Genomic DNA, 16,378 nt, shown 5'->3' with positions numbered 1-16,378 from the left:
GAACACGAATCGCCACTGACGACCAACGGAGCCGCATGTTCACCGCAGCCTTCCTCGCCCTCTCGCTCGTCTTGATCCCGCCCACCGAAATCCGGCCCGACCAGGTCGAGCACATCGCCCTGCCCTGTGCCCAAGCGGGCGCGTCCGCCGACGACAACGACTCCGCCCAAAGCCTCAACCAGCAGCTCGCCACCAAGATGCGCGGCTACATGAACCCGTACAACACGTCCTGCGCCAGAGCGGTCGTCGAGACCGTCCAGAGATCGGGGTTCAACGAACGCGCGGCGGCCATCGCGATCGCGACGGTGATCGTCGAGTCGAGCATCGCCAACCTCGACGGCGGGCTCGGCGACTCGGTCGGGCTCTTCCAGCAGCGCGCGAGCTGGGGGAGCTTCGAGCAGCGGACCGACCCGGCCTGGGCGACGGCCCGGTTCCTCGCCGTGATGCGGCAGTTCTTCCCGAACGGCGCCTGGAACGACGTCGCCATCGGTGACGTCGCCGCGGCGATCCAGCGGCCCGCGGCGAAGTACCGGCATCGCTACGGGGTCGAGGCCGACGACGCGGTCAAGATCGTCGGCGAACTCTGGGCCCGGAACGGCGAATGGCCCCTGCCCACCAGGGTGGACAGGGGCCATTGAGCCGTGGTCGGACTACTTGCGCCAGGCCGTGCGCTGCTTGCGGATGTCGAGCACCAGCCCGAACATCATCAGCAGGGACAGCCCGATCAGCCACAGGTTCTCGGTCCAGCCGTGGTGATTGCCGTACAGCATCACCAGCAGGATGATCGCGCACAGCCAGCCCGCGATCCGCGTCGCCTTCGGGAAAGAACCGTGCCAGCCCCACTCGGCCGACGGCTCGTCGCGGGGGTCGACGGTGTCGACGCCCACCCGGCCGCGCTTTTCGACCGCTTTGCTCGCCACGATCAACTCCTCAAAACCCGATGGTTCGCTTGCCCGCGAATGATCCCACACCTGGCTGCACGCGCCGGATGGGGCCCAAGCGACAATGAGCCCCGATGACTACCTCGCGAAGTGTGCTCGTGCTCGGTTCGACCGGTTCGGTCGGCGCCCAGGCTCTCGACGTGGCGGCCCGTAACCCGGAGCTGTTCCGGGTCGCCGGGATCGCCGCGGGCGGTTCCGACCCCGCCGCGCTGGCCGCGCAGGCCCTGGCGCACCAGGTCGACGCCGTGGCGATCAGCAGGCCGACGGCCGTGGAAGACCTGCAGCTCGCGCTGTACGCCGAAGCGCAGAAGCGCGGCTACTCCAGTGGCGACTTCAAGCTCCCGCGCATCTACGCGGGGGCCGACGCGGTCGTCGAGATGATCGACGCCACCCCGGTCGACGTCGTGCTCAACGCGCTCCCCGGCTCCCAGGGGCTCCCGCCGACCCTGCGCGCGCTCGCCACCGGCGCCACGCTCGCGCTGGCCAACAAGGAGTCGCTGATCGCGGGCGGCCCGCTCGTGCTCGCCGCGGCCAAGCCCGGCCAGCTGGTCCCGGTCGATTCGGAGCACTCCGCGATCGCCCAGGCCCTGCGCGCCGGCCGCGAGTCCGAGGTCGCCAGGCTGGTGCTGACCGCCTCGGGCGGCCCGTTCCGCGGCCGCAAGCGCGAGGAGCTGGCCGACGTCACCGTCGAGCAGGCGATGGCGCATCCGACCTGGTCGATGGGCCCGCTCATCACGATCAACTCGTCCACCCTGGTCAACAAGGGGCTGGAACTGATCGAGGCGAAGCTCCTGTTCGACATCGAGACCGAGCGCATCGACGTGGTCGTCCACCCGCAGTCGATCATCCACTCGATGGTGACCTTTGTGGACGGCTCGACGATCGCCCAGGCCAGCCCGCCCGACATGCGGCTGCCGATCGCGCTGGCCCTGCACTGGCCGGATCGTGTCCCCGGCGCCGCGGCCGCGTGCGTCTGGGACAAGCCCGCGAGCTGGACCTTCGAGCCGCTGGACAACGAGGCGTTCCCGGCCGTCGAGCTGGCGAGGCACGCCGGAACCGTCGGCGGCTGTGTCCCGGCGGTCTACAACGCGGCGAACGAGGAGCTGGTGGCCGCATTCCTGGCACAGAACACCGGCTTCACCTCGATTGTGGACACTATTGCCCAGGTGGTGGAAGCCGCCGACGAATGGCGTCGCGAACCTCGCGACGTGGATGACGTACTTGCTGCCGAGCGCTGGGCTCGCGCGCGTGCCGGTGCGCTGATCGGTAAGGGGAAGTAGCGCGTGGTCTTCATTCTCGGGATCGTGCTGTTCGCGCTGGGCATCTGCCTGTCTGTCGCGCTGCACGAGGCCGGTCACATGTGGGCGGCGAAGGCCTTCGGCATGAAGGTCCGGCGCTTCTTCGTCGGCTACGGGCCGACGGTGTTCTCCTTCCGCCGCGGCGACACCGAGTACGGCCTCAAGTGGATCCCGCTCGGCGGGTTCTGCGACATCGCGGGTATGACCGCGCTCGACGAGGTCACCCCGGAGGAGTCGAAGCGCGCGATGTGGCGCTTCAAGACCTGGAAGCGCACCGTCGTCATGGCGGCGGGTTCGGTGACGCACTTCATCCTCGGTTTCGTCATCCTGTACCTGATGGCCGTCACCATGGGCCTGCCGAACCCGGACGCGGCGAAGGCGCCCACCGAGCCGGTGATCAGCGCCACGTCGTGTGCCCGTGCGGCCACCACCGTCGAGCAGTTGAACGACAAGTCCTGCCCGCCCGGCGCCCCCACCCCCGCGCAGACCGCCGGGATTCAGGCAGGCGACAGGATCCTGTCGGTGGCGGGCAAGCCGACACCGGCCTGGACCGACATGCTCGCGGCCGTCCAGGTCGCCGGAGGCCCGACACCGTTCGTGGTCGAGCGCAACGGGCAGCGGCTCAACCTGACCGTCGACGTGCCGCGCGTGCAGCGACTGGTCGCCGACGGTGAGAACAAGACCACGGTCAAGGACGTCGGCATGATCGGCGCCTCACCGGTGCCGAAGTCGGTAGTGGCGACCTACGGTCCGGTCGACGCGATCGGGGCGACGTTCGACTTCACCGGCACGATGTTCTCCGAAACCGCCAAGCGGCTGATCGAGTTCCCGTCGCGGATGCCCGCGGTGGTGGAGTCCATCTTCGGCGGCGAGCGCGACCCGAACACCCCGGTCAGCGTGGTCGGCGCCAGCCGGATCGGTGGCGAGGCCGCCGAGCGCGGGCTGTGGGAGGTCTTCCTCCTCCTGCTGGCGAGCCTGAACTTCTTCATCGGCGTGTTCAACCTGCTGCCGCTGCTCCCGCTCGACGGCGGGCACATCGCGGTCGTCTGGTACGAGCGGGTCCGGGACTGGTTCCGGAAGCTGCGCGGGAAGGCGGCGGGTGGTCCGGTCGACTACACGAAGCTCTCCGCGGTCACGTTGGTGCTCGTCTTCATCGGCGGCGCGGTCACTTTGCTCACCATCACCGCCGACATCGTGAATCCGGTCAAGCTGTTCCAGTGACGGGGAAGGGCGGTCACGGAGCGCACTGTCAGCACCGTTGGGCCGCCCAGGTAATGCTGCTCACCGTGACGGCTGACGTCGTGGATGTCCGCCGATCGGGGTAGGTACGCTTGAGGGCGTGACTGTCGCTCTTGGTATGCCAGCGCTTCCTCCTCCCGTCCTCTCCGAGCGTCGCAAGACCCGACAGCTGCAGGTCGGGCCGGTCGGCGTCGGCAGCGAGCACCCGATCTCGGTGCAGTCGATGACCACCACGCTCACCTCGGACGTCAACGCGACCCTGCAGCAGATCGCCGAGCTGACGGCTGCGGGCTGTGACATCGTGCGCGTCGCGTGCCCGTCGGCGGACGACGCCGAGGCGCTGCCCGCGATCGCGCGGAAGTCGCAGATCCCGGTGATCGCCGACATCCACTTCCAGCCGAAGTACGTCTTCGCCGCGATCGAAGCCGGGTGCGCGGCGGTCCGGGTGAACCCGGGCAACATCCGCAAGTTCGACGATCAGGTCAAGGAGATCGCCCGCGCGGCGAAGGACCACGGCACCCCGATCCGGATCGGCGTCAACGCGGGTTCGCTGGACAAGCGGATCATGGACAAGTACGGCAAGGCGACCCCGGAGGCGCTGGCCGAGTCGGCGCTGTGGGAGGCGTCGCTGTTCGCCGAGCACGACTTCTACGACGTCAAGATCTCCGTGAAGCACAACGACCCGGTGGTCATGGTGCGCGCGTACGAGATCCTCGCCGAGCAGTGCGACTACCCGCTGCACCTCGGGGTCACCGAAGCCGGCCCGGCGTTCCAGGGCACCATCAAATCGGCCGTGGCCTTCGGCGCGCTGCTGCGCCAGGGCATCGGCGACACCATCCGCGTGTCGCTGTCGGCGCCGCCGGTGGAAGAGGTCAAGGTCGGGATCCAGATCCTGCAGTCGCTGAACCTCAAGGAGCGCAAGCTCGAGATCGTCTCCTGCCCCTCGTGCGGCCGCGCGCAGGTGGACGTCTACACGCTCGCCGAGCAGGTCACCGCCGGCCTGGAGGGCATGGAGGTCCCGCTGCGCGTCGCGGTCATGGGCTGCGTCGTCAACGGCCCGGGTGAGGCGCGCGAGGCCGACCTCGGCGTCGCTTCGGGCAACGGCAAGGGGCAGATCTTCGTCAAGGGCGAGGTCATCAAGACCGTGCCCGAGCACGCCATCGTCGAGACGCTGATCGAAGAGGCCATGCGGATCGCCGAAGAATCCGGCCAGACCATCGGCGAGGGAGAACCCACCGTCACCGTCGGCTGAATCCGGCCGAGTGGTCGAGACCACGCCATGAAAGGTCCTTTCCTCGCAAAATTTGCAAGGAAAGGACCTTTCATGGCGCTTGTGGGGCCCGACCTGCTGAGGTTCTCTCAGCGTGTCGTAAAGCTTGCGTTCCGTTTACGCCGCTCATCTGGCACCCTGGAGTGGTGTTGCGGCTTGCAGGTGCACGGCTGCTCGATGATCGGGACTATCCGGCGGTCCGTGCCGCGCTCGCCACAGACCCGGTCGGCAGCTGCATGGTCAGTGCCAGGGTGGAGACCGCGGGTCTCGACCCCTGGCGGCTCGGTGGTGAGCTCTGGGCCGCCGATTCCCGCCCGGTGCGCGCGGGCAGGCTCCAGGGGCTGTGCTTCTCCGGGCCGAACCTGATCCCTTTGCGCGGCAACGCCTCCGCTCTGCGTTCCTTCGCCGATCGTGCCCTGCGCCGCCAGCGGAGCTGTTCCTCGCTCGTCGGCCCGGCCGAACAGGTGCTGGGGCTGTGGGACGAACTCGAGTCGGAATGGGGCCCCGCCCGCGAAGTCCGGCACGACCAGCCGCTGCTGGCGCTCGACGGGATCCCGTCCGTCGCCGCCGATCCGGCGGTCCGCGCCGTGCGCCCGGAGGAACTCGACAGGTACCTCCCGGCCGCGATAGCCATGTTCATCGAAGAGGTCGGCGTCGACCCCCGCAACGGCGACGGCGGAGCCGGTTACCGCGCCCGGGTCGCGGAGCTCATCGCCGGCGGCAGGGCGTTCGCGCGGTTCGAGGACGGCGAGGTCGTCTTCAAGGCCGAGATCGGCGCGATGTCCTCCACGGTCGGCCAGATCCAGGGCGTCTGGGTGCATCCGGAACGCCGCGGCGGCGGCCTCGGCACCGCCGGGACGGCGTCCGTGGTGACCAGGCTCGTCCGCGGCATGGGCCGCACCGCGAGCCTGTACGTCAACGCCTACAACAGCCCGGCGCTCGCGGCCTATCGCAAGATCGGCTTCCAGCAGGTCGGACAGTACGCGACTGTTCTTTTCTAGAACGGCGTTGCATCCGGTCGGAAACCGCCGGGAATGGCAGGATCCGGGGCATGCCAGCAGGTCGTCGTTTCGCCGTCGTCGTGCTCGCGGGGGTGGTGGGCCTTTCGGCCGCCGGGTGCGGCCTCTTCGCCGATTCGGGCCCTGAAGACGCGATCACGGGTTTCCTCGACGGACTCTCTTCCGGAGACGCCGCCGCGGCGGCGTTCTTCACCGATTCGCCGGACGCCGCGCGGGCGGCACTGGAGATGGCGCGGAAAGCGCTTTCCCCCGAGTCGGTCAAGGTCGCGGCGGACGAGGTCAAGCACGCGTCCGGGGCGGACAACGGGACGGCGACCTATCAGCTCACGTGGAATCTCCCGCGCGGCCGGGTGTGGACGTACAAGGCCGACGCGCAGGTCTACTCCACCCAGGGCGGCTGGAAGGTGCGCTGGCTGCCCACCGTGCTCCATCCGCAGCTGGCCGCGCAGCAGACCATCGCGCTGAAGTCCGAGCCGCCGGACCTCGCGCCGGTGCTGGACCGCGACGGGATGCCGTTGCTGCGCCCGCAGAACGTCGTCAGCGTGGTGCTCGACCCGGCCAAGGCGGGCGACCTGGTGGCGGTCTCCGACAAACTCGGCGCGGCGCTCAACCGGTTCGAAGCCACGGTGACCGGGCAGTCGATCCGCGACGGGGTGAAGGCGCTCAAACCGGGAGCCGGCTATCCGGTGGTGAGCCTGCGGGCGAGCAGCTACCAAGAGGTGAAACCCGAGATCTACGACCTGCCCGGCGTCCGGTTCAGCCAGCAGGACAGGCTGCTTCCCGACGACAAGAACTTCGGCAAGCAGGTGCTGCCGTCCGTCCGCACGCTCGTCGAGGACCAGGTCGAGGGGTCGGCGGGCTGGCGCGTCGTCACGCTCGACACGGCAGGTGGCGAGATCGTCGACCTGCACGACGAACGCCCCAAACCGGCCCCCGCGGTCGTCAGCACGCTCAGTGTGAAGGCGCAGGGTTCGGCGGAGCGGGCGCTCGCCCCGGTCCCGACGGCCGCCGCGCTGGTCGCGATCCAGCCGTCGACGGGCGAAATCCTGGCCGTGGCGCAGAACACCCCGGCCGACGCCCAGGGCGCGATCGCGCTCACCGGCCGGTTCCCGCCGGGCTCCACGATGAAGATCGCCACCGCCGTCGCCGCGCTGTCCGCTGGCTCGGTGCGGGCGGACAGCCCCGTCGACTGCCCCGGCACGGCCACCTTCGAAAACCGGACGGTGCCGAACGAGGGCAAGTTCGCCCTCGGCGTCGTCCCGTTGTCGACGGCGTTCGCCAAGTCCTGCAACACGACCTTCGCGAAGCTCGCGACCGACCTGCCGCCCGCCGCGCTGACCGACGCCGCGCGCGACCTCGGCGTCGGCGCCGACTTCGTGATCCCCGGCCTGACCACGATCACCGGCTCGGTGCCACCGGCGAACACCGTCGCGCAGCGGGCGGAGAACGGCTTCGGCCAGGGGACCGTGGTGACGAGCCCGTTCGGTCTCGCGGTCGCCACCGCCACGGTCCAGTCGGGGAAGATCCCGGTGCCGACGCTGGTGCGGGGGATGGCCGCGACGTCGTCCGGGCTCGGGAAACCGATCCGGCCGGAGGTGCTCGACGCGCTGCGCGGGATGATGCGCGAGGTCGTCACCGACGGCACGGCGACGCTGCTCAAGCCGCTGCCCGACGTCCGGGGCAAGACCGGGACGGCCCAGTTCGGCGACGGCACGCATTCGCACGGCTGGTTCGCCGGTTACACCGGAGACCTCGCCTTCGCGGTGCTGACGACCGACGCGGGCACGTCCAGACCGGCGGTCGAGGCGGCCCAGCGCTTCCTGGCGGGGCTCGGCTAGCCGTCAGGTCGTAGGCTGGACTCATGTCCGTTCGTTCCCCCTTGAAGCCCGGCGTCCAGACGCCCAGGCGAGTCGTCCCCGCCAGCATCGCCCGCCCCGAGTATGTCGACCGGCCGGCGCCGAAACGCGACACGGGCAACGGGGTCCGCACGCCCGAGGTGATCGAGGCGATGCGCGTCGCGAGCCGGATCGCGGCACAGGCGCTCGAGGAGGGCGGCAAGGCCGTCAAACCCGGCGCGACCACCGACGACATCGACAAGGTGATCCACGAGTTCCTGCTGGACAACCACGCGTACCCGTCCACCCTCGGCTACCGCGCGTTCCCGAAATCGTGCTGCACCTCGCTCAACGAGGTGATCTGCCACGGCATCCCGGACTCGACGGTGATCGAGGACGGCGACATCTGCAACATCGACGTCACCGCGTTCATCGGCGGCGTCCACGGCGACACCAACGCGACGTTCCTGGCGGGTGACGTCTCCGAGGAGGCGCGGCTGCTGGTCGAGCGCACCCGCGAGGCGACCATGCGCGCGATCAAGGCCGTCCGCCCCGGCAGGCAGCTCAACGTGATCGGCCGCGTCATCGAGGCGTACGCGAAGCGGTTCGACTACGGCGTCGTGCGGGACTTCACCGGTCACGGCGTCGGCCCGGCGTTCCACACCGCGCCGACCGTCCTGCACTACGAGGAGCCGTCGGTCGAAACGGTCATCGAGCAGGGCATGACCTTCACGATCGAGCCGATGATCACCCTCGGCACCATCGACTACGACATCTGGGCCGACGACTGGACCGTCACCACCAAGGACAAGAAGTGGACCGCCCAGTTCGAGCACACCCTCGTGGTGACCGAGGACGGCGCGGAGATCCTCACAGTGCCCTAGGTCGCGCGCTGACGTAAACACGCCGAAGGGGCGCCAGTTCACGCTCAACGTCACGGTGAGTGTGAAGGCGCCCCTTCATCGTGTTTCCGTGGGCCTCCGGCCCAAAGAGGGCGCGCGACGTGAAGTCTCCGTCGGGCGCAGGGCGCCCTTGGGGAGACCGCTTGTCGGTCAGGCGTCCTCGTGGTCCACGCGGGCCAGGAGTTCGTCCAGGAAACCGCACGCCTCGCTGGCCGCCCGGTCGGCGTCGCCGTCGGCGATGGCCTCGGCGAGCCCTTCGTGCCCTATCTCCGGCAGGTATTCGCGTCCCGGCGTCACGTTCGACGTCGCGGCCACGCTGGCCGTGATCACCTCGGTGAGCCCGCGGTACATCTCGGTCAGCAGGGTGTTATGTCCACTTTGGACGACGGCGAAGTGGAATTCCGCGTCGAGCCGGGCGAAATCCTCCCAATGGCCCTCGCGCAGTTCGGCGTTGCGGCGTTCGAGCAGCGAGCGCAGCTCGGCCACTTCCTCCTCGGTCCGCGACGCGGCCGCTAGCCGGGCACCTTCGACCTCGAGGATGCGCCGCACTTGCAGCACCTCACGCAGCTCCGAACCGCACAACCGCCGGATGGCGCCCGAGACCTCGCTCGTCGCCCTCACGTAGGTTCCGTCGCCCTGCCGGACCTCGAGCAGCCCCGTGTGCGCGAGAGCGCGAACGGCCTCGCGGACGGTGTTACGGCCGACGCCGAGCTGCCCTGCCAGCTCGGGCTCGGTCGGAATCCGCTGCCCGATGGGCCATTCTCCCTGCGTGACGGCGTCACGCAGCTGCTCGATGACCTGATCGACCAGGCCGGCACGGCGCGTGGTGGCCAATGGCACAGCGTTGTCCCTTCATCCAATCATCCTATGTATGTGATACTAGCCGACGTGCGTGTCGACTCCCGAGAACCCGTTTCCCCGTTCGATGACAGTCTCGAACTCGAAGGCTCGATCGAAACGGAGTGGCGGCCGGGGGTGATCACCGGCGGCGTCCTGCTCGGTGTCGCGGTGATCCTGGTGGCCCTCAATCTGCGCCCGGCGATCACCAGTGTCGGCCCGATCCTCGGCGAGATGCGCGACGACCTCGGCGCCACGGCGACCTGGGCGGGCGTGCTCACCACGCTCCCGGGGCTCTGTTTCGCCGCCGCCGGACTCGCCGCGCCCCTGCTGGCCCGCCGGTTCGGCATCGGCGCGGCGATCGCGTCCGCGCTGTCGGTGCTGGCCGTCGGCCTGGTGCTGCGGGTGATCGACGGACCGTACGTCGTGCTCGGGGGAACCCTGGTGGCCACGGCGGGAATCGCCTTGGCGAACGTACTGATCCCAGTCGTCATCAAGGACTCCTTCCCGGCGCGTGTCGGCATGATGACCGGTGTGTACACCGCCGCCTTGCAGGGCGGAGGCGCCCTGGGGTCTGCGCTCACCCCTCCCTTGGAGAACGCGTTCGGCGGCTGGCGCCAAGGTCTCGGCGCCTGGTCGGTGCTGGCGGTGCTCGCACTCCTCGTCTGGATTCTCGCAGCCCGCGGTGCGGGACGTGCGCCCGTCGCCGAGGCAGGCAAGCAGGGTAGCGGGCGATCGCTCCTGCGGAGCCCCCTTGCGTGGATGGTCACGCTTTTCTTCGGCACTCAGGCCTTTTTGGCCTACGTCGTGATGGGCTGGCTGCCGGAAGTGATGATCGACGCGGGGGTGAGCAAGGGCGACTCCGGGCTGCTCCTCGGGCTGATGTCGCTCATCGCCGTCCCGATCAGCCTCGTGGTGGCCCCGATGGCCGCGCGGGCGAACAGCCAGAGCCCGTGGATCGTCGGGCTGGGTGTCTTCGGCTTCGTCGGCATGGTCGGCATGATGGTCGCCCCGGAGGCTTCGCCGCTGCTCTGGTGCGTCCTGATCGGGCTCGGGATGAGCGTCTTCTCGCTCGCGCTGACGGTGATCGCGCTGCGGGCGCGCAGCGGTGAGGACACCGCGCGGCTTTCGGGGATGGCGCAGGGCATCGGCTACCTGATGGCGGCCGTCGGGCCGTTCCTCTTCGGACTGCTTCACGACCTCACCCACGGCTGGACCGTCCCCTGGATCATGATGCTCGTGGTCTTCGTCGCGCAGATGACCTTCGGCGCCTTGGCCGGTCGCCGCCGCTTTGTCTGAACGCGTTCAAAAAACTCCTTGACCCCGCACCGGGCGGAGCCTTAGCCTGATCGAGTTGAACCTGTTCAAAAACTCGGTTCTGGGGGTCGGCGTGGTGGAGGGACTGGCGTACGGGACGGCGTTGGCGTGTTTCGCCGCGGTGTGTATCGCCGTCGCGTCGGAGCGGCCCGCGGCGGCGATTTCGTCGCACGAGTTCTACCGCGCCGTCGACCGGGTGTGCGTACAGGTGTGGAAGGACAGCGGCGCGGAGATCCGACGCTACTGGCCGGACGCGAAGGGGGACGCCGCGACCGAGCTGCGCAAGTCGCAGCACTACGTCGCGGTGAAGGCGGACGGCGCCAAGGACGTCCTCAAGGGGGCGACGGGGGTCCGCACGGTGCCGGGAGGGGCGGCATCGGCGCGGGAGGAGTTCTTGGCGGCGGTCCGCCGATACGCCGAGGCGGGTGAGCGGTTCTCGGAGGACGGGGCCCGCTCGCCCGCCTTGATGATCGTCTTGGCCGACACAAGGGACGCGGTGCGCGACCTCGCGGCGCGAAACGAGTCCCACGCCTGCACTCTCGTCGTCTGACCCCGCGCATTTAGTCGACTAAATGCGCCTCACTCGGGCGTCGCGTCCCTCTGGTGAGCGCATTTAGTCGACTAAATGCGCTCCCGTCAGTCCAGCGGAAGGTTCAGCAGCGCGTTCTCGACCAGTTCCGGCATCGCCGGGTGGATCCAGTACTGCCCGCGCGCCATGCTCTTCGCGTCGAGACCGAAGCTCATCGCCTGGATCAGCGGCTGGATCACCGACGACGCCTGCGGGCCGATGATGTGCGCGCCGAGCAGCTGCCCGGTGGCCGGGTCGGCGAGCAGCTTCGCGAAACCGGTGGTGTCCTCCATCGCCCAGCCGTAGGCGATGCCGGCGTAGTCCTGGTGCGATGTCACGTACGAAACACCGCGCTCGCGGGCCTCGCGTTCGGTCACCCCGACCGAAGCGACCTGCGGCGAGGTGAACACCGCGTGCGGGACGAACCGGTGATCGGCCTCGATCCGCTCCTCCGGGTGCAGCAGGTTGTGCTGCACGACGCGCTGTTCGTGGTTCGCGACGTGCTTCAGCTCGAAGACCGACGAGATGTCGCCGAGCGCGTAGATCCCGTCGACCACGGTCTGCTGGTACTCGTCGACCACGACGTGCCCGCGTTCGCCCGTGGTCACGCCGGTGGCGGCGACGTCGAGGATGTCGGAGTTCGGCGTGCGGCCGGTGGCGACCAGCAGCATCTCGGCCTCGACGGTCTCGGCGCCCTGCGGACCTTCGAGGTCCAGGGCGACGCCCGACCCGGTCTTGCGCGCGCGGACGGTCTTCCGGTCGAGCCGGACGTCGAACCGCTGCGCCGCCAGTTCGGTGAACCGGGCGCTGACGTCGTCGTCCTCGGAACGCAGCAGCGCGCCGGACCGGTTGACCACGGTCACGTCCACCCCGAACGAGGCGAAGACGTGCGCGAACTCGGCCGCGATGTACCCGCCGCCGAGGATCACGATGCTCGCGGGCAGTTCGTCGAGCCGCATCACCGTGTCGGAGGTATGGTAGCCGGTTTCGGCGAGGCCGGGGACGTCCGGGATCACCGGGCGCCCGCCGGCGGCGAGCACGAACCTGTCGGCGGTGATCGTCTCGGCGGGACGGCCGTCGGGGTAGCTGACCAGCAGCTCCTTGTGCCCGGTGAAGCGCCCTTCGCCCTCGTAGACGGTGACGTTCTTGTTGTCCTCGTGCTGGACGCGGTACTCGCGGCCGCCCGCCGCGATCGGGTCGATCCGCCCGAAGACCCTGTCGCGCACGTCGCGCCAGCGGACCCCGGTCAGCTCCTCGTCCACGCCGAACTTCGACGACGAAGCGGGCGTGGCCGCGACGTTGGCGGCGTGCACGAACATCTTCGTCGGGATGCAGCCCACGTTCAGGCAGGTGCCGCCGAACGTGCCCTTCTCCACGATCGCCGTGTTCCAGTCCGCGAAACGCGGGTCGAGGATCGAGTTGCCCGATCCGGTACCGACGATCACCAGGTCGTAGTGGGGCACGCTGTCTTCCTTTGCGGCGGGGGAGCGGGGTGGTTCCGACTCTAGCCAACTTCTCACGGCGGCCGGTTGTTCCCGGTCAGCGCCCGGTGGAGCTGAAGTGCATCCGGTCCTTCGGTGTCGTCCAGGTGCCGCCCCAGGTCCAGCCGATCGCGGAGAAGGCGGCCACGGTCGGATCCCCGGAAGTGATCATCCCCGGCCGCCGGTTTCCCCGATCGAGGTACGCCGACGCCAGTTCGGGCAGGACGAGGTCACCCTTGGTGTACGGGTTGCAGAACGGGTTGACGTCGATCGCGAGCCCGTAGGCGTGCGCGGACCAGTTCGTCTGGCCGCGGGCGGGACGGCAGACGAAGGCGTTGGTGTTGTTCCCGTCGCCGGTCGGGGCGGCGGTGAGTTCGGCGGGAGCGGTCACGCGCATTTCCTCGATCGGGAACCTCGCGGAGAACAACCGGCCGAATACGGTCACCACGGGATTCGCCACGGAAGCGTTCACGAGCATTTCCCCGGTGTGCGCGCGGCCGTCGAATCCCCAGAAAGACAACGTGAGATAGCGCAGTTCGGCGGCTTTGACCGGGCACCCCGCCTGCCAGGTGCTGCGCGCGAGCACGTCCGCCGGGACCGGGTTCACCGTGCCCGCGAACCGGTTCCCGGCGGGCGGGGGAAGCGGATCGGCGGTCGGCAGGGAACGATTTGCCAGGACGGGAGGAGTCGGGAGGATCTGCCCGAAACCGTCAGGGCGCAAGGGAAGCGGCTTCGCGCCGACCTGCCAGGCCGGTGCGGGCGGCGGGGCCGACGAGCTCGGAACCGGTGCCGCGGAAGAGGTTTCCTCGGGAGCGCTGGTCACGGCAGGGGTGGTCGAGGTGGCCGGTGCGGGTGCCGGGCCGGGCGGCGCCGGGCTGGAACACGAAAAGAGGAGAAAAGCCGTACCCGCCAGAATCGTCGCCGTCGCCCGCACGAGGTCCAGCCTGACAGATGCGTTGGGTGAGCACAGGTCCACCCGTTTCAGTGACACCACATCGGGCTTTCGCCGATTAGGGTATTCGCGATCGCTTGTGTACGCGCTGGAGTCGAAGGACTTCCCAGGGCTTGACCATTCGTACGCCCCGGTGAAGGGAAAGAACATGCCCAAGAAGTCACGTCGCACCCTGCTGCTCGCGGCCGGAGCGGTACTGGCGACGGCCGTGATGGTGCCGATCGTGGTCACCAGCGCGTCGGCGGACGACAGCGCGACGAGCGGCCCGGAGAAGGCGGCCGAACCGAGGATCGTGGGCGGTGGCAAGGCTTCGGTCTCGCAGTACCCCTACGCGGTCTTCCTGGCCGATCGCGGCGGGAACCAGTACTGCGGAGCGGTGATCGTCAGCTCCACGACGGTCGCGACGGCGGCGCACTGCGCGGTCGCGGTCAAGAAGAACGACGTCCGCGTGGTCGCGGGACGCGAGGACAAGCGTTCGCGAGACGGCGTCGAGCTGCGCGTTTCGAAGATCTGGGTCAGCCCCGACTACAGCGGCGATCCCGGCAAGGGTGACGACATCGCGGTGATGACGGTCAGCGGGCAGCTGCCGTACCGGCCCGCGAGGGTCGCGGACAACGGCAACGCGGACCTCTACGAAGAAGGCACGAAGGCCACGGTCCTCGGCTGGGGCCGGGTCGCCGATGGCGGCGCGCGGTCGGACTACCTGCGCAGCGCGGTCGTCCCGGTGGTCAGCGACAAGACCTGCCGCACCGCGTACTCCGGCTACGACCCGAGCGACATGGTGTGCGCCGGGTACCCCGAAGGCGGCGTCGACGCCTGCCAGGGTGATTCGGGCGGACCGCTGATGGTGGGCGACACCCTGATCGGGATCGTGTCGTTCGGCGAAGGCTGCGCGAAGGCGGGCAAGCCGGGTGTGTACACCCGCGTCTCCCACTTCGCGAACGAGATCTCGCAGCAAAACGGACGCCGGCTGATCGGCTGATCGATGCCTTCTTCACGTCCGATGTGCTAACAAGTGGGCGTGAGCACCGACACCCCGATCACCGAGACCTCGTCGTTCCCGCTGTCCGTCGCCGGTGACGAGATCACCGCCGCACAGCTGCACGGCATCCTCCGCCTGCGCGTCGACGTGTTCGTCGTCGAGCAGAACGTCGCCTATCACGAGATCGACGGGCGCGACCTCCTGCCCGGCACCCGGCATCTCTGGGTCGGTGGCTCGGTCGCCGTCGACTCGTACCTGCGGGTCCTGCAGGACGCCGGCGGCACCTTCCGGATCGGCAGGGTGTGCACGGCCGTCCGCTCACGGGGCAAGGGACTGGCGGGACGGCTGATGGAGACGGCGCTCGCGGGGATCGGCGACGCGCCGTGCGTCCTCGACGCGCAGACCTACGCGAAAGACTTCTACGGCAAGTACGGCTTCGTGGCCGAGGGCGACGAGTTCATGGAAGACGGGATCCCGCACCTCACGATGTGGCGCCGGGAGGCGCCGCTGCCGTGATCACGGCGACCGCGCGGTCCACATCGGCTTCGGTGAGGTCGGCCCGCGCGGTCAGGCGCAGGCGGGAGATGCCGTCGGGCACGGACGGCGGCCGGAAGCAGCCGACCCGCACACCCTGATCCGCGCAGGAGGAGGCCCACGCGACGGCCGCGTCGGGCGAGGGCGCCTGGATCGAGATCACCGCGGCGTCCGGGAGACCAACCCGGAACCCTGCCGCTTTCAGTTGCATCGCAAGGTTTCCGGCGGCTTCGGTCACCTTGGTCGCGAGCTCCGGCTCGGCCTTCAACGCGCTGAGAGCGGCCAGCGCGGCGGCGGCGCTGGCGGGCGCGAGCGCGGTGTCGAAGATGAAGCTGCGCGCGGTGTCCACGAGATGCTTGATCACGCGACGCGGTCCGAGCACCGCTCCGCCTTGCGCCCCAAGGGATTTCGACAGCGTGATCGTGGTGACGACGTCCGGCGCGCCGGAGAGACCCGCCGCGTGGACGGCACCGCGGCCACCCTCGCCGAGGACGCCGAAGCCGTGGGCGTCGTCGACGAGCAGGGACGCGCCGTGCTCCCGGCAGACCCTGGCGAGTTCCTCCAGCGGGGCGATGTCGCCGTCCACGGAGAACACGGAATCGGTGACGACGAGCGCGCGAGGCTTGCGGCGGGTCGCCAGCGCGTGCTTGATGGCGCTCGGCTCGCTGTGCGCGACGGCGGCGATGTCCGAACGGGACAGCCGGCAGCCCTCGATCAGCGACGCGTGGATGTACTTGTCCGTGACGATCGCGGAATCAGCGCCGGACAGGGCCGTGACGGCGCCGAGGTTCGCGGTGAACCCGGACGAGAAGACCAGTGCCGCCTGCGCGCCGCAGAAGCGGGCGAGTTCGTGCTCGAGTTCGGCGTGGACCTCGGTGGTGCCGGTGACGAGCCGGGAGCCCGTCGACCCGGCGCCCCAGCGCAGCGCGGCCGCCGCGGCCGCGCCGGCGACGCGCTTGTCCCTGGCGAGCCCGAGGTAGTCGTTGCCCGCGAGGTCCAGCTCGGGTTCCTGCGCCTGCCGGATGCGCAGCTTGCGCACCAGCCCGGCCTCGGCCCGCTTCTCCGCCTCCACGTCGAGCCAGTCGAAGACCTGGTCGGGCGGGAGGTTCTGGGAAACGGGGCCGGGAGAAGTCACGTCCCGCAGTCTCCCATCCGTGGTCGGCAAGTACATGAAGGCCCCCTTCCTTGCGCCAGGCGCAAGGA

General features: G+C 69.5%; 16 protein-coding genes. 11 read left to right on the top strand and 5 right to left on the bottom strand.

All coding sequences use genetic code 11. The features are described 5' to 3' along the window. Positions 1 to 35 precede the first annotated feature (35 nt). Entirely contained in the window at positions 36 to 638 is a 603-nt protein-coding gene (locus tag ACFWMR_RS37995) for a hypothetical protein (RefSeq protein WP_378381893.1), read from the top strand. Between the two features lie 12 nt (positions 639 to 650). On the opposite strand, the gene ACFWMR_RS37990 is transcribed toward ACFWMR_RS37995, so the two are convergent. Continuing rightward, positions 651 to 920 (bottom strand): DUF2631 domain-containing protein, encoded by a 270-nt coding sequence (locus ACFWMR_RS37990; RefSeq protein ID WP_378381892.1) that lies wholly within the window; start codon positions 918 to 920, stop codon positions 651 to 653. Positions 921 to 1,015: 95 nt separating this feature from the next. Between ACFWMR_RS37990 and dxr the strand changes: the two genes are divergently transcribed. The 6 genes from dxr (at position 1,016) to map (ending at position 8,486) form a co-directional block, all read left to right on the top strand. Continuing rightward, positions 1,016 to 2,221 (top strand): 1-deoxy-D-xylulose-5-phosphate reductoisomerase, encoded by a 1,206-nt coding sequence (dxr, locus tag ACFWMR_RS37985; RefSeq protein WP_378381891.1) that lies wholly within the window; start codon positions 1,016 to 1,018, stop codon positions 2,219 to 2,221. A gap of 3 nt (positions 2,222 to 2,224) precedes the next feature. After that, positions 2,225 to 3,460 carry a M50 family metallopeptidase gene (locus ACFWMR_RS37980; protein ID WP_378381890.1) on the top strand — a complete coding sequence of 412 codons (1,236 nt, stop codon included), beginning with the start codon at positions 2,225 to 2,227 and terminating at the stop codon, positions 3,458 to 3,460. A gap of 118 nt (positions 3,461 to 3,578) precedes the next feature. After that, positions 3,579 to 4,730, top strand: coding sequence for a flavodoxin-dependent (E)-4-hydroxy-3-methylbut-2-enyl-diphosphate synthase (ispG, locus tag ACFWMR_RS37975; RefSeq protein WP_076155264.1), 1,152 nt, complete (start codon positions 3,579 to 3,581; stop codon positions 4,728 to 4,730). Positions 4,731 to 4,894: 164 nt separating this feature from the next. Next, positions 4,895 to 5,749: a GNAT family N-acetyltransferase gene (locus tag ACFWMR_RS37970; protein ID WP_093939315.1), complete on the top strand. Its 855-nt coding sequence runs from the start codon at positions 4,895 to 4,897 to the stop codon at positions 5,747 to 5,749. Between the two features lie 50 nt (positions 5,750 to 5,799). Then, positions 5,800 to 7,605, top strand: coding sequence for a penicillin-binding transpeptidase domain-containing protein (locus tag ACFWMR_RS37965; RefSeq protein ID WP_378381889.1), 1,806 nt, complete (start codon positions 5,800 to 5,802; stop codon positions 7,603 to 7,605). A 23-nt stretch (positions 7,606 to 7,628) separates the two neighbouring features. Beyond that, positions 7,629 to 8,486 (top strand): type I methionyl aminopeptidase, encoded by an 858-nt coding sequence (map, locus tag ACFWMR_RS37960; protein WP_378248020.1) that lies wholly within the window; start codon positions 7,629 to 7,631, stop codon positions 8,484 to 8,486. A gap of 168 nt (positions 8,487 to 8,654) precedes the next feature. On the opposite strand, the gene ACFWMR_RS37955 is transcribed toward map, so the two are convergent. After that, positions 8,655 to 9,344: a FadR/GntR family transcriptional regulator gene (locus tag ACFWMR_RS37955; protein ID WP_093939312.1), complete on the bottom strand. Its 690-nt coding sequence runs from the start codon at positions 9,342 to 9,344 to the stop codon at positions 8,655 to 8,657. 48 nt (positions 9,345 to 9,392) lie between these two features. Between ACFWMR_RS37955 and ACFWMR_RS37950 the strand changes: the two genes are divergently transcribed. Both ACFWMR_RS37950 and ACFWMR_RS37945 read left to right on the top strand, forming a co-directional pair. Next, complete coding sequence (locus ACFWMR_RS37950) at positions 9,393 to 10,640, top strand: CynX/NimT family MFS transporter (protein ID WP_093939311.1); 1,248 nt, start codon at positions 9,393 to 9,395, stop codon at positions 10,638 to 10,640. A 55-nt stretch (positions 10,641 to 10,695) separates the two neighbouring features. Further along, positions 10,696 to 11,208, top strand: coding sequence for a hypothetical protein (locus tag ACFWMR_RS37945; protein ID WP_378381888.1), 513 nt, complete (start codon positions 10,696 to 10,698; stop codon positions 11,206 to 11,208). An 86-nt stretch (positions 11,209 to 11,294) separates the two neighbouring features. Here ACFWMR_RS37945 and ACFWMR_RS37940 read toward each other — a convergent pair whose 3' ends face one another. Together ACFWMR_RS37940 and ACFWMR_RS37935 are read right to left on the bottom strand one after the other, a co-directional pair. Continuing rightward, the gene (locus ACFWMR_RS37940; RefSeq protein WP_378381887.1) at positions 11,295 to 12,689 is read right to left on the bottom strand and encodes a mycothione reductase; all 1,395 of its coding nucleotides are present in this window, start codon (positions 12,687 to 12,689) and stop codon (positions 11,295 to 11,297) included. Positions 12,690 to 12,765: 76 nt separating this feature from the next. Further along, positions 12,766 to 13,530, bottom strand: coding sequence for a M15 family metallopeptidase (locus tag ACFWMR_RS37935; protein ID WP_378381886.1), 765 nt, complete (start codon positions 13,528 to 13,530; stop codon positions 12,766 to 12,768). Between the two features lie 277 nt (positions 13,531 to 13,807). Between ACFWMR_RS37935 and ACFWMR_RS37930 the strand changes: the two genes are divergently transcribed. Both ACFWMR_RS37930 and ACFWMR_RS37925 read left to right on the top strand, forming a co-directional pair. Further along, entirely contained in the window at positions 13,808 to 14,641 is an 834-nt protein-coding gene (locus tag ACFWMR_RS37930; protein WP_378276598.1) for a S1 family peptidase, read from the top strand. 33 nt (positions 14,642 to 14,674) lie between these two features. Next, on the top strand, positions 14,675 to 15,157 hold the full coding sequence (locus ACFWMR_RS37925) for a GNAT family N-acetyltransferase (RefSeq protein WP_093939309.1): 483 nt from the start codon (positions 14,675 to 14,677) through the stop codon (positions 15,155 to 15,157). Here ACFWMR_RS37925 and ACFWMR_RS37920 read toward each other — a convergent pair. After that, a complete protein-coding gene (locus ACFWMR_RS37920) occupies positions 15,123 to 16,310 on the bottom strand; it encodes an 8-amino-7-oxononanoate synthase (protein WP_378381885.1) in 1,188 nt (395 codons plus the stop codon). The two genes, ACFWMR_RS37925 and ACFWMR_RS37920, sit on opposite strands and share 35 nt — an antisense overlap. Positions 16,311 to 16,378 lie beyond the last annotated feature (68 nt).

The organism is Amycolatopsis thailandensis (genome assembly GCF_042723255.1).
GTDB lineage: Bacteria > Actinomycetota > Actinomycetes > Mycobacteriales > Pseudonocardiaceae > Amycolatopsis > Amycolatopsis thailandensis.
The sequence above is the reverse complement of the archived record's forward strand: the minus strand, read 5'-3'. Positions and strand labels throughout refer to the sequence as shown.